Source organism: Pseudomonas putida, assembly GCF_003228315.1.
In the GTDB taxonomy this organism is placed as follows: Bacteria; Pseudomonadota; Gammaproteobacteria; order Pseudomonadales; family Pseudomonadaceae; genus Aquipseudomonas; species Aquipseudomonas putida_S.
In genome coordinates, this window is record NZ_CP029693.1 from 3,164,571 (window position 1) to 3,178,432 (window position 13,862).

Here is a 13,862-nt window from a genome sequence, read left to right on the forward strand (position 1 = left end):
CCCTCTGATAATCCGCCTATATATAAAGGGCGAAACGGCAAGTGCTATCAATTTGAGAGCAGTGCCATCTTTCTCAATATTTCAAGAAATTTCAGATTTCGTGATGAGCGGATCGGAACTATGTCCAAATGCACCGCTCATACCACCGGTAACGATATTCTCGGAGATTGTGCGAGATAACTTACGCAGAACAGAGATACATGTAGCGAGGTTGTCACACCAACTTGCGCAGACTAATCCCTGATTTGGACAACACACGATGGACAGGAGATAACCGATGACGACTATCCCCTGCCGGGCCACGGCAGCGCCCCTATAGCGTGCTCACCTGAGCGCCCAACCGCTTGATATTGCTGGCTTTGTGCCTGACATCGAGCGCGCATGACCCATGCACGGATATCTTCAAAAAAGTACACCGACTGCATTACAGGGCAAGTCATAACAATAAGTCCCGGTTACGCACACCTTGAGTGAACTTATTTAGACACTCGTAACTTATATGCCATAACACGGCGTTGTTGCGCCTGCACGCCGCACTTTCGAGTGCACTTTAAACGCTGAACACCATGAACTATGGCCATCTAATGGCTTGAAGTTATTACAGGCTTGATAATAGAGAGGTAATTGCGATGCGCATCAGCATATTTGGTTTGGGTTACGTGGGCGCAGTCTGTGCCGGCTGCCTGTCTGCACGGGGTCATGACGTCGTTGGCGTCGATGTTGCCAAAGACAAGATCGATATGATCAACGCGGGCAAATCGCCAATCGTTGAACCGGGCCTGGGCGAACTTCTGGCGCAAGGTATTCAAACCGGTCGCCTGCGTGGCACCACCAACTTCTCCGAAGCGATTCGCGACACTGACCTGTCGATGATCTGCGTGGGTACGCCGAGCAAGAAAAACGGCGACCTGGAACTGAACTACATCGAAGCCGTTTGCCGCGAAATCGGCTTTGTCCTGCGCGACAAGACCACCCGCCACACCATCGTCGTGCGCAGCACCGTGTTGCCGGGCACCGTGGCCAACGTGGTCATCCCGATTCTCGAAGACTGCTCCGGCAAGAAAGCCGGTGTCGATTTCGGTGTCGCGGTGAACCCTGAGTTCCTGCGTGAAAGCACCGCCATCGCCGACTACGACCAGCCGCCAATGACCGTGATCGGTGAGTTCGACAAGGCCTCGGGCGACGTTCTGCAATCGCTGTACGAAGAGCTCGACGCGCCGATCATCCGCAAGGACATCGCCGTTGCCGAAATGATCAAGTACACCTGCAACGTCTGGCACGCCGCCAAGGTGACCTTCGCCAACGAGATCGGCAACATCGCCAAGGCTGTCGGCGTCGATGGCCGTGAAGTGATGGACGTGGTCTGCCAGGACAAGACCCTGAACCTGTCCCAGTACTACATGCGCCCGGGCTTCGCCTTCGGCGGTTCCTGCCTGCCAAAGGACGTGCGTGCCCTGACCTACCGCGCCAGCTCCCTGGACGTGGAAGCCCCGCTGCTCAACTCGCTGATGCGCAGCAACGAGTCCCAGGTGCAGAACGCCTTCGACATCGTTTCCAGCCACGACAAACGCAAAGTCGCCCTGCTGGGCCTGAGCTTCAAGGCCGGCACCGATGACCTGCGTGAAAGCCCGCTGGTCGACCTGGCGGAAATGCTGATCGGCAAGGGCTACGACCTGAGCATCTACGACAGCAACGTCGAATACGCCCGTGTTCACGGCGCGAACAAGGACTACATCGAGTCGAAGATCCCTCACGTCTCCTCCCTGCTCAACGCCGACTTCGACGACGTGATCAACAACTCAGACGTGATCATCCTGGGCAACCGTGACGAGAAGTTCCGCGCCCTGGTGCAGGACGTCCCGCATGGCAAGCAAGTGATCGACCTGGTGGGCTTCATGTCTCAGGCCACCAGCGCGACAAGCCGCGCCGAAGGCATTTGCTGGTAAGGCACAAAGCTGCGCGTGGCCGCGAACCGACTTCGTGGCAACACGCACTGACTGTGTGAACCCTTTGTAGGAGCTGACGAGTGAAACGAGGCTGCGATCTTTACCCGGGCCGCTTGAGTCTCGAGTGAACCGGCAAAGATCAAAAGATCGCAGCCTGCGGCAGCTCCTACAGGGATTCTGGCGTTATCCAAATCAGGTGGCGCCGGTTTTCACAAATCTGCCTTAACCCAATCGGGCCCCGCCCGAGATCGAAACGGATCAGATTATGCTCAGGCTAAAGCACGGCCTGCTCCAGGCCGCCGGTTGGCTGTTTTACTTAAGTTTGTTGATGGGCCTCGCCGTGGCGTTGCCCGTGTCCACGTTCGACCCCGAGTCGAAGGACTTCATTTTCCTGATCGGTATCGTCGGCATCTGGCGCTACTCGATGGGGGCCACGCACTTTCTGCGCGGCATGCTGTTTCTGTACGTGGTCTACCCGCACCTGCGGCGCAAAGTGCGCAAGCTGGGCAAGGCGGCGGACCCGTCCCACGTATTTTTGATGGTCACCAGCTTCCGTATCGATGCGCTGACCACCGCGCAGGTCTACAGCTCGGTGATTCGCGAAGCCATCGACTGCGAACTGCCGACCACCGTGGTCTGCTCCATCGTGGAAATGTCCGATGAGCTGCTGGTCAAGAGCCTGTGGAAGCGGATGAACCCGCCGGCCCGGGTCAAGCTCGACTTCGTGCGCATTCCCGGCACCGGCAAGCGCGATGGCCTGGCCTATGGCTTCCGCGCCATCTCCCGTCACCTGCCGGACGACCGCGCCGTGGTGGCCGTGATCGATGGCGACACCGTGCTCGGCGAAGGCGTGGTGCGCAAGACCGTGCCGTGGTTCCAGCTGTTCGGCAACGTTGGCGGCCTGACCACCAACGAGTTCTGCGAAGTGCGCGGCGGCTACATCATGAGCGAATGGCACAAGCTGCGTTTCGCCCAGCGTCACATCAACATGTGCTCGATGGCCCTGTCCAAGCGCGTGCTGACCATGACCGGGCGGATGTCGGTGTTCCGCGCCACCGTGGTCACCAACCCGGAATTCATCGCCGACGTGGAAAGCGACTCGCTGCAACACTGGCGCCTGGGTCGTTTCAAATTCCTGACCGGTGACGACAAGTCCAGCTGGTTCAGCCTGATGCGCCTGGGCTACGACACCTTCTACGTGCCCGATGCCGCGATCAATACCGTGGAGCACCCGCCGGAAAAGAGCTTCATCAAGGCCAGTCGCAAGCTGATGTTCCGCTGGTACGGCAACAACCTGCGTCAGAACTCCCGCGCCCTGGGCCTGGGGATCAAGCGCCTCGGTGCGTTCACTTCGGTGGTGCTGTTCGATCAGCGCGTATCGATGTGGACCTCCCTGCTGGGCCTGACCGTGGCGCTGATCGCCAGCTTCAAGTACGGCACCGCGTTCATCCTGGTGTACCTGCTGTGGATCGGCATCACCCGCCTGATCCTGACCCTGTTGCTGTCCTGCTCCGGCCACCGGATCGGCCCGGCCTACCCGGCGATTCTCTATTACAACCAGATCGTCGGCGCGCTGGTGAAGATCTACGTGTTCTTCCGCCTCGACCAACAGTCCTGGACTCGCCAACCCACTTCTCTGTCCCGTGATCTCGCCAGCTTTCAACGTTGGTTCAACACCTGGTCGTCTCGGACCATGACCTTCTCCGCCGGCAGCATTTTCGTCGCCGTGCTGCTGATGATGGTCTGAACGCCCCCTTTTTGAATTAACCAGGAAAACGCCCTTATGAATACCGCCGTCAACGCCAACGTAGTGCACGAATCCGAAGCCCAGCGCCAACACGCCCGGGTCAAAATCCCGGCCAAGCTGCGTTTCTTCGGTCCCGACCGTACGCCGGTCGAAGCCCGCGTGATCGACCTGTCCGCCGGTGGCCTGGCCTTCAATGCCGGGCAACTGCCACTGAACATCGGCGACAAGTACAAGGCCCGCCTGCAATTCGTCATCGATAACCTCGGCCTGGCCATGGACGTCGAATTGCAGGTGCGCTCCTACGACCGCCAGACCGGCCGCACCGGCTGCCAGTTCCAGAACCTGGAACCGCAAGACATCTCGACCCTGCGTCACCTGATCACTTCGCACCTGGCCGGCGACATCGTCACCATCGGCGAAGTGCTGGCGACCCTGCAGCGCGACAACTTCACCAAGGCGCGCAAAAACAAGGATGGCGGCCATGGCATGAGCGCTTTCGGACGCATGAAAGCCGTGACCTTCAGCCTGGGGATTTTCGTCGTCGGCCTGGCCGCGTTCGGGTTCATTTTCAAATCGGTGTACGGCATGTACTTCGTCAGCCATGCCCAGGCCGGCCTGGTCAGCGTGGCGGGCGTGAACATCACCATGCCTCGCGATGGCACCGTACAGAGCCTGATCAAAGCCGACGGCGTCGCCGCCAAGGGCGCCCCGCTGGCGACCTTCAGCACCAGCATGCTCGACGTGCTCAAGGGTCACCTGGATGACGATCAACTGGCACCGGCCAAGGTCGAGGAACTGTTCGGCAAGCAAATGACCGGCACCCTGACTTCGCCGTGCGATTGCACCGTGGGCCAGCAACTGGTCGCCAACGGTCAGTACGCCAGCAAGGGCGACGTGATCTTCCAGTTGGTGCCGCGCAACACCGAAGCCAATGTCGAAGCACGCTTCTCCTACCGTCAATTCGGCGACGTGCTGCCAGGCACCGCCGTGCGCTTCCAGATCGCCGGTGAAGACAAGACCCGCACCGGCAAGATCGTCAGCAGCACCAGCCTGAAAAGCGAAGACCTGTCCTCCGACATCCGCGTCCTGATACAGCCGGACGAAGCCCTGGACAGCACCCTCGCCGGCCGCCCAGTGGAAGTGAACAGCGACCGTGGCCCGAACCTGAACTGGCTGATCGACAAAGCCATGGCAGCTGGTCTGTAACCGGAGGACATGCCTGTGACGACTCCTATCCTCAACACACCGCCGACCCTGTGGGAGCGAGCCTGCTCGCGATGGGATCAGCGCGGTTTGTCTGATGCACCGCAGCGTCTGCATCGCGAGCAGGCTCGCTCCTACAATGGATTTGCGGTGTGTGCGCTGGCACTGGCAGTGAGCCTCAGCGGCTGCGCCGGCCTGCCCGACCAGCGCCTGGCCAACGAAGCCCTCAAGCGTGGCGACACCGCCACCGCCGCGGCTAACTACCAGCAACTGGCGGACCTGGGCTACAGCGAAGCCCAGGTCGGTCTGGCCGACATTCAAGTCGACAGCCGCGATCCGGCGCAAATGAAACAGGCCGAGGCGACGTATCGCGCTGCGGCTAGCGTTTCGCCGAGAGCACAAGCACGTCTGGGCCGCCTGCTGGTGGCCAAGCCCGGCGCTACCGAAGCCGAACATCTGGAAGCCGAAGGCCTGCTGAAAAAGGCCTCCGCCGCTGGTGAAGGCAACACCCTGATCCCGTTGGCGATGCTGTACCTGCAATACCCGCACAGCTTCCCCAACATCGACGCGCAGAAGCAGATCAGCCAATGGCGCGCCGAAGGCAAGCCGGAAGCGGGCCTGGCGCAAGTGCTGCTGTATCGCACCCAGGGCACCTACGACCAGCACCTGGATGACGTGGAGAAAATCTGCAAGGCCGCGCTCAACACCACCGACATCTGCTACGTCGAACTGGCCACGGTCTATCAGAAAAAGGCCCAGCCAGAGCAACAGGCCGAGCTGATCAAGCAGCTGCAGGCCGCGCACAGTCGCGGCACCGTTTCCGCTCAGCGAGTGGACAGCGTCGCCCGTGTGCTGGCCGATCCGACCCTGGGCCAGACCGACGAAAAAACCGCGCAGTCGCTGCTCGAGCCCATTGCTCCCGGCTACCCGGCGTCGTGGGTCACCCTCGCGCAACTGATCTACGACTTCCCCGAACTGGGCGACGTCGACCAGATGATGAAGTACCTGGACAACGGCCGCGCCGCCGACCAGCCCCGCGCCGAGCTGCTGCTGGGCAAGCTCTACTACGAAGGCAAGATGGTCCCGGCCGACGCCAAGGTCGCCGAAGAACACTTCCAGAAAGCCGTCGGCCGCGAAGTCGCCGCCGATTACTACCTCGGCCAGATCTATCGCCGAGGCTATCTGGGCAAGGTCTATCCGCAAAAGGCTCTCGACCACCTGCTGACCGCTGCGCGCAACGGCCAGAACAGCGCCGACTTTGCGATCGCTCAGTTGTTCTCCCAGGGCAAAGGCACCAAGCCTGACCCGCTGAACGCCTACGTGTTCAGCCAGCTCGCCAAAGCCCAGAACACCCCGCAAGCCACCGAGCTTGCCCAAACACTCGAAGCCCAACTGCCGCCTGCGCAAATGGCCGAGGCCCAACGCCTGTTGAAACAGGAACAGTCCGTTCGTGGTGCCTTGAGCCAGAACACTCCGCAACTGCAGGCCCTGCAAGAAGACGGCGAGGAAGCCCTATGAAGTTGAATCCATTCATGAAGGCCGGCATCGGCCTGACGTTCGCATTGATCTGGTCGTGCCCGACATTGGCGGCGATGACTGAAGCACCGAAGAACTTCGGCCTTGAAGTGAAAATCACCGGCCAGTCCGAAGACGACCGCGACCTGGGCACCGCCCCTGGCGGTGACGTCAACGGTGTCGGCCTTGACCTGCGCCCTTGGGTGTATGGCGAAAGCGGCGCGTGGAGCGCCTACGCCATGGGCCAGGCGGTGACGTCCACCGACATCATCGAGACCGACACCCTGCAGCAGTCCGATGGCGCCGAGACCAACGACAACGGTGATCGCCAAACCAAGAAAAACTACCTGGCCATGCGCGAGTTCTGGGTCGGCTACAGCGGCTTCACGCCCTACCCCGGCGAGATCCTCAAGTTCGGTCGCCAGCGCCTGCGCAACGACGACGGCCAATGGCGCGACACCAACATCGAAGCCCTGAACTGGACCTTCGACACCACCCTGCTGCGGGCCAACGCCGGTGTCGCCGAACGCTTCAGCGAATACCGCACCGACTTGAAGGAACTGGCGCCGAAAGACAAGGACCGCCTGCACGCCTACGCCGATGCCGCCTACCAGTGGACACCGGGCAACTGGGTCGGCATTCGCGGTCATCACACCCATGACAACGGCAAGCTCGACTACCCGCAGCCGGGTGTACCGGCCGATACCCTGGACAAGAAGCAGAACGGTGACATCAGCTGGCTGGGTCTCACCGCCGACAGCGACGCCTACAACTGGCGCAACACCAACCAGGTCAATTACTGGGGCAGCATCACCGGCATGAGCGGCGATACCGACACGGTCAACCCACTCAATGCCGACGGCACTCGTCCAGCCGAAGCCAAGCGCGGTCAAGACCTCAACGGTTGGGCTACCGATATCGGCGTGCGCCTGCGCCTCGATCCGCAATGGCAAGTGGGTGCCGCCTATGCCCGCGCCAGCGCCGAGTACGAACAGAACGGCCTGGAAAGCAACCGCTCGAACTACACCGGTACCCGCTCGCGGGTTCATCGTTTCGGCGAAGCCTTCCGTGGCGAAATGAACAACCTGCAAACCGCCACCCTGTTCGGTTCGTGGATGCTCAACGACGAGTACGACGCCAGCCTGATCTACCACAAGTTCTGGCGCGTGGACGGCAACAAGCCGGTGGGCAGCAACGGCATCAATGCCGTCGAAAACAACACCGACGACGTGACCGGCGCAGTGCTGTCGAGCACTTCGCTGCCGCTCAACGATGGTGAAAAAGACATGGGTCAGGAAATGGACCTGGTGGTCACCAAGTACTTCAAGCAAGGCCTGTTGCCGGCGGCATTGAGCCAGTCGATCGACGAGCCTTCGGCCCTGGTGCGCTTCCGTGGCGGTGTGTTCAAGCCGGGTGATGCCTATGGCAAAGAAGTCGATTCGTACATGCACCGCGCGTTCATCGACGTGATCTGGCGCTTCTGATGCACATTGCGAAGGGAGTCTCCCGGATGAACCATCAAGCCTCTAAGGGCTCGATCAGCCTGCTGGCCGGCGCGATGCTGCTGGCCAGCGCCGCTGCCTTCGCCAATGTGGAGCCGGCAGCCAAGCCAGCCACCATGGCCAAGGAACTGCAGCAGGCCAAGACCTACACCGTCAGCAGCGCACCGACCGCGCCGCTGGAACTGGCTACGCCGAAACTGCCGGACCTCTCGGGCTACACCGCCGAGGCTGTCGCCGCGAAAATCGTGCGCAGCAAGGCCGGCAAGGTCAGCGTGCGCCGGATGATGCAGGAAGACGCCCTGAAGGACTTCATCGGCGGCGACAACAAGATGGCCGAATGGGTGGTGCGCCAACACGGCATCCCCCAGGCGATCTTCGTCGACGACGGCTACATGAACCTCAAGGACCTGGCGAAGAAGCAGCCCAAGTACCTCATCGAAACCGCGCCCGGCGTGTACCTGGCGAAGTTGCCGATCGTGGTCGGCCGTCACGGCATCCTCGAAATCGACAAGCAGACCCAGGAACTGCGCCTGTCCCAGGAGGCCGGTTCGTTCCTGGTCAACGACGGCCAGCTGTTCGTGCGTGACACCAAAATCACCGGCTGGCGCGAGAAGGACAACGGCCCGGCCACGTTCAACTCGCCCAAGGAATTCCGCCCGTTCCTGCTGGCCTGGGGTGGTACCGAGACCTACATCGCCAACAGCAAGATGGCCAGCTTCGGCTACGCCAACAGTAAGTCTTACGGCGTGAGTATTTCCCAGTACACGCCGAACATGGCCAAGGTGCTCAAGCGCCCTGAACCGACCGGCTGGATCATCGGTTCCGAGTTCTCGGACATGTGGTACGGCTTCTACTGCTACGAAACCAGCAACTTCGTGGTCAAGGGCAACACCTACAAGGACAACATCGTCTACGGCATCGACCCCCACGACCGTTCCCACGGCCTGATCATTGCCGAGAACACCGTGCACGGGACCAAGAAGAAGCACGGGATCATCATTTCCCGTGAGGTGAACGACAGCTTCATCTTCAACAACCGCACCTTCGACAACAAGCTGTCCGGCATCGTGATCGACCGTAATAGCGTGAACAACCTGATCGCCCACAACGAGGTCTACCAGAACCACACCGACGGCATCACCCTCTACGAGAGTGCCGACAACCTGTTGTGGGGCAACAAGGTGCTGAGCAACCGTCGCCACGGCATCCGCATTCGTAACAGCGTGAACATTCGCCTGTACGAAAACGTCGCCATGGCCAACGGCCTGACCGGCGTCTACGGCCACATCAAGGACCTCACCGATACCGACCGTGACATCAAGCTCGACCCGTTCGACGCCCAGGTGTCGCTGATCGTGGTCGGCGGTGAACTGGCGGCCAACGGCAGCGGCCCGCTGTCCATCGACTCGCCGTTGAGCGTGGAGCTGTATCGCGTGTCCATGCTCGCCCCGACCAAATCCAGCGGCATCAGCTTCTCGGGGATTCTCGGCGAGCGCCAGGATGAAATTCTCGACCTGCTGGTGCGCCAGCAGAAAGCCGTGCTGATCGACCCTGTCGAACGCCAGACCGAAATGCGGGACTGAGGATAATTTTATGCACCCACACCTGATCAAATTACTCAGCCTGTCGGCCCTGACCGCCGGCATTCTCGCCGCCAGCACCGGTGCGCGCGCCGAAGAAGTGCAAGCGCCAAAATTCAGCGCCGAACCGTGCTGCAGCCTGTGCCCGGCCGCCCATGACGCGAAGAACTACACCACCCGCTACCAGCAGAACTTCACCACGCTGGTGCAGGCCCAGGGCGACTGGCTGTTCCGTACTCAGGAAGATTTGCGTACTGAGTTCGATACCACCCCTGCCGGCTACAAACGCATGAAGCAACTGCACGATGCGTTCAAGAGCAAAGGCGTGGAACTGGTGGTTGTGTATCAACCGACCCGTGGCCTGGTGAACCGCAACAAGTTGAATCCGGCAGAAAAAGCCAGCTTCGATTTCGACAAGGCGCTGCGCAACTACAAGACCATGCTCGGCCGTTTCGCCGCCATGGGTTACGTGGTGCCGGACCTGTCGCCGCTGACCAACGAGTCGCTGCCCGACACCCTGCCGGCCCACGATTTCTACTTCCGCGGCGACCAACACTGGACGCCGTACGGCGCCCAGCGCACAGCAAAAATCGTCGCCGAAAAGGTCAAGCAGATCCCGGCCTTCGCCGACATTCCCAAGCGTGAATTCGAGACCCACAAGTCGGGTCGCATGGGCAAGACCGGAACATTGCACAACATGGCCGGTCAACTCTGTGGCACCAGCTACGCGATCCAGTACATGGATCAATTCACCACCGAGCCCAAGGGTGAGGCAGGCGATGGCGATCTGTTCGGCGATTCCGGCAACCCGCAGATCACCCTGGTCGGCACCTCCCACAGTGGCAAGAACTACAACTTCGCCGGTTTCCTCGAAGAGGCCATCGGCGCCGACATTCTCAATGTGGCGTTCCCCGGCGGCGGCCTGGAAGGTTCGATGCTGCAATACCTGGGCAGCGACGAGTTCCAGAAGAACCCGCCGAAGATTCTCATCTGGGAATTCTCGCCCCTCTACCGCCTGGACCAGGAAACCATCTACCGCCAGATGATGGCGCTGCTGGACAACGGTTGCGAAGGCAAGGATGCACAGATGTCCGGCAGCACCACCCTGAAGCCGGGCAAGAACGAACTGCTGGTCAACAGCAAAAACCTGAACCTGCAAAACAGCAGTCACCAGGTCGACATCCGCTTCGCCGACACCTCGGTGAAAACCCTGCAAGCCACCCTCTGGTACATGAACGGGCGCCACGAGGACATCAAGATCGAAAAACCGGAAACCTCCGAAACCGACGGGCGTTTCGCCTTCGAGTTGCGCACGGACGAAGACTGGGCCTCGCAGAATCTGCTGGCCGTCGAAGTCCAGGGCCCTGAACAAGCCGGTGCCGCGCCGCAGAAAGTCGAAGCGAAAATCTGCAAACGCAACGTATTCCCCGGCGCCGAGCAGCGTACTGCTTCGGTCGGGCAATGAGGTCTGCCATGCGAAATCCGAAACTTGCAACACTGACGCTGCTCAGCCTGGCGATGTTCGCCGGCGCGACACAAGCGGCGGCGCCACTGCGTCCGCCCCAGGGTTACTTCGCGCCGATCGAGAAAGTCAAAACCGGCGACAGCGGCGAAGGCTGCGATGCCATGCCGACGCCTTACACAGGCTCCCTGCAATTTCGCAGCAAGTACGAAGGCTCGGACAAGGCCCGCGCGACCCTGAACGTGCAATCGGAAAAAGCCTTCCGCGACAGCACCGCCGACATCACCAAGATCGAGCGCGGCACCAGCAAGCGGGTGATGCAGTTCATGCGCGACGGTCGCCCGGAACAGCTGGAGTGCACGCTCAATTGGTTGACCGCCTGGGCCAAGGCCGATGCGCTGATGTCCAAGGACTTCAACCACACCGGCAAGTCGATGCGCAAATGGGCGCTGGGCAGCATGGCGTCTGCGTACGTTCGCCTGAAGTTTTCCGACTCCCATCCACTGGCCAACCATCAACAGGAGTCGCAACTGATCGAAGCATGGTTCAGCAAGATGGCCGATCAGGTGGTCAGCGACTGGGACAACCTGCCGCTGGACAAGACCAACAACCACTCGTACTGGGCCGCCTGGTCGGTGATGGCAACCTCCGTCGCCACCAACCGTCGCGACCTGTTCGATTGGGCGGTGAAGGAATACAAGGTCGGCGCCAACCAGATCGACGCCGACGGCTACCTGCCCAACGAACTCAAGCGCCAGCAACGGGCGCTGGCCTACCACAACTACGCCCTGCCGCCGCTGGCGATGATCGCCAGTTTCGCCCAGGTCAACGGTGTGGATCTGCGCCAGGAAAACAACGGCGCGCTGAAACGCCTGGGTGACCGCGTGCTCGCCGGGGTCAAAGACCCGGATGAGTTCGAACAGAAGAACGGCAAGAAACAGGACATGACCGACCTGAAGGAAGACATGAAATTCGCCTGGCTCGAACCGTTCTGCACGCTCTACACCTGCTCGGCGGATGTGCTTGAGAAGAAGCACAAGATGCAGCCGTTCAAGACCTTCCGCCTGGGGGGTGACCTGACCCGTGTCTACGACCCGGCCAACGAGAAGGGCAATAAAGGTTCTTGAGAACAGACATAGAACCTGTAGGAGCGAGCCTGCTCGCGATCGCGGTCTGAGATCCAACATCGATGTCGACTGACAGGGCCTCATCGCGAGCAGGCTCGCTCCTACAGGGGCGGTGTCGGGATTGAGTTTTGTGTGTTTGCCCCCCGGTTTTCTGTGGGGGGTTTGGGGGGGCCGTTGGCCCTTGACTGTTGGTTAAACAAGGAGAGATCGGGATGGTTTTTTCATCCAACGTGTTCCTGTTTTTGTTCTTGCCGATCTTTCTCGGCTTGTACTACCTGAGCGGGCAACGCTATCGCAATCTGCTGCTGCTGATCGCCAGCTACGTGTTCTATGCCTGGTGGCGTGTGGACTTCCTGGCGCTGTTCGCCGCCGTCACATTGTGGAACTACTGGATCGGCCTGCGCGTCGGTGCCGCCGGGGTCAAGACCAAGCCGGCGCAGCGCTGGCTGTTGCTGGGCGTGGCTGTCGACCTGTGCATCCTCGGCTACTTCAAGTACGCCAACTTCGGCGTCGACAGCATCAACGCGATGATGACGTCGGTCGGTCTTGAACCGTTCATCCTGACCCACGTGCTGTTGCCGATCGGGATCTCGTTCTACATCTTTGAGTCCATCAGCTACATCATCGACGTCTACCGTGGCGACACCCCGGCGACCCGCAACCTGATCGACTTCGCGGCGTTCGTGGCGATCTTCCCGCACCTGATCGCAGGTCCGGTATTGCGTTTCCGCGACCTGGCCGATCAGTTCAACAACCGCACCCACACCCTCGACAAGTTCTCCGAGGGCTGCACGCGGTTCATGCAGGGTTTCATCAAGAAAGTCTTCATCGCCGATACCCTGGCGGTGGTGGCCGACCATTGCTTCGCCCTGCAAAACCCGACCACGGGCGATGCCTGGCTCGGCGCCCTGGCGTACACCGCGCAACTGTATTTCGACTTCTCCGGTTACAGCGACATGGCCATCGGCCTGGGCCTGATGATGGGTTTCCGCTTCATGGAAAACTTCAAGCAGCCCTACGTCAGCCAGTCGATCACCGAGTTCTGGCGGCGCTGGCACATCAGCCTGTCGACCTGGCTGCGTGACTACCTGTACATCACTCTGGGCGGCAACCGCAAAGGCACGTTGATGACCTATCGCAACCTGTTCCTGACCATGTTGCTCGGTGGTCTGTGGCACGGCGCGAACATCACCTACATCGTCTGGGGTGCGTGGCACGGCATGTGGCTGGCAATTGAAAAAGCCATCGGCCTGAACACCACGCCACGCAGTTTCAACCCGATTCGCTGGGCGCTGACCTTCCTGCTGGTGGTGATGGGCTGGGTGATCTTCCGTGCGGAAAACCTGCACGTCGCCGGGCGCATGTACGGCGCGATGTTCAGCTTCGGCGACTGGTCGCTGTCGGAACTCAACCAGGCCAGCCTCACCGGCCTGCAAGTGGCGACCCTGATCGTGGCCTACGTGACCCTGGCGTTCTTCGGCCTGCGTGATTTCTACACCAATCAGCCGCCGGTCAAGACCAAGCCTGAAGTGAATGTCGATGTCGACGGCCCGGCCGCTGCAACCAGCGGCACGATCAAGGCCGTGCCTGGGGATAACCCGGCCAGCATCCACCAGCCTGGCTACACCGTCGGCGTCGAAGCCCAGGTGCAACCGGCCTACTGGAGCGCTGACTGGTCGCGCTACGTGATGCGTGCCCTGGTGTTGCTGCTGTTCATCGCCTCGATTCTCAAACTCTCGGCGCAAAGCTTCTCGCCGTTCCTTTACTTCCAGTTCTGAGG

9 protein-coding genes are annotated in these 13,862 nt (G+C 60.7%); all 9 read left to right on the forward strand.

The features are described from left to right. Positions 1–629 precede the first annotated feature (629 nt). The 9 genes from DKY63_RS14705 (at position 630) to DKY63_RS14750 (ending at position 13,860) form a co-directional block, all read left to right on the forward strand. Positions 630–1,946, forward strand: a complete 1,317-nt coding sequence (locus DKY63_RS14705) for a nucleotide sugar dehydrogenase (RefSeq protein WP_110964770.1) — start codon at positions 630–632, stop codon at positions 1,944–1,946. A 265-nt stretch (positions 1,947–2,211) separates the two neighbouring features. Then, positions 2,212–3,693 carry a mannuronan synthase gene (gene alg8 / locus DKY63_RS14710; protein ID WP_110964771.1) on the forward strand — a complete coding sequence of 494 codons (1,482 nt, stop codon included), beginning with the start codon at positions 2,212–2,214 and terminating at the stop codon, positions 3,691–3,693. Positions 3,694–3,729: 36 nt separating this feature from the next. Beyond that, positions 3,730–4,899: an alginate biosynthesis protein Alg44 gene (locus DKY63_RS14720; RefSeq protein ID WP_110964772.1), complete on the forward strand. Its 1,170-nt coding sequence runs from the start codon at positions 3,730–3,732 to the stop codon at positions 4,897–4,899. 15 nt (positions 4,900–4,914) lie between these two features. Beyond that, a complete protein-coding gene (gene algK / locus DKY63_RS14725) occupies positions 4,915–6,414 on the forward strand; it encodes an alginate biosynthesis TPR repeat lipoprotein AlgK (protein WP_110967927.1) in 1,500 nt (499 codons plus the stop codon). Continuing rightward, entirely contained in the window at positions 6,411–7,895 is a 1,485-nt protein-coding gene (locus tag DKY63_RS14730) for an alginate export family protein (protein WP_110964773.1), read from the forward strand. The genes algK and DKY63_RS14730 overlap by 4 nt, the downstream gene beginning before the upstream one ends. A gap of 26 nt (positions 7,896–7,921) precedes the next feature. Beyond that, positions 7,922–9,496: a mannuronan 5-epimerase AlgG gene (gene algG / locus DKY63_RS14735; protein ID WP_110964774.1), complete on the forward strand. Its 1,575-nt coding sequence runs from the start codon at positions 7,922–7,924 to the stop codon at positions 9,494–9,496. A gap of 10 nt (positions 9,497–9,506) precedes the next feature. Beyond that, the gene (locus DKY63_RS14740) at positions 9,507–10,958 is read left to right on the forward strand and encodes an alginate O-acetyltransferase (protein ID WP_110964775.1); all 1,452 of its coding nucleotides are present in this window, start codon (positions 9,507–9,509) and stop codon (positions 10,956–10,958) included. 8 nt (positions 10,959–10,966) lie between these two features. Continuing rightward, complete coding sequence (locus DKY63_RS14745; protein ID WP_110964776.1) at positions 10,967–12,082, forward strand: mannuronate-specific alginate lyase; 1,116 nt, start codon at positions 10,967–10,969, stop codon at positions 12,080–12,082. A gap of 212 nt (positions 12,083–12,294) precedes the next feature. Next, positions 12,295–13,860 carry an MBOAT family O-acyltransferase gene (locus tag DKY63_RS14750; RefSeq protein ID WP_110964777.1) on the forward strand — a complete coding sequence of 522 codons (1,566 nt, stop codon included), beginning with the start codon at positions 12,295–12,297 and terminating at the stop codon, positions 13,858–13,860. Positions 13,861–13,862 lie beyond the last annotated feature (2 nt).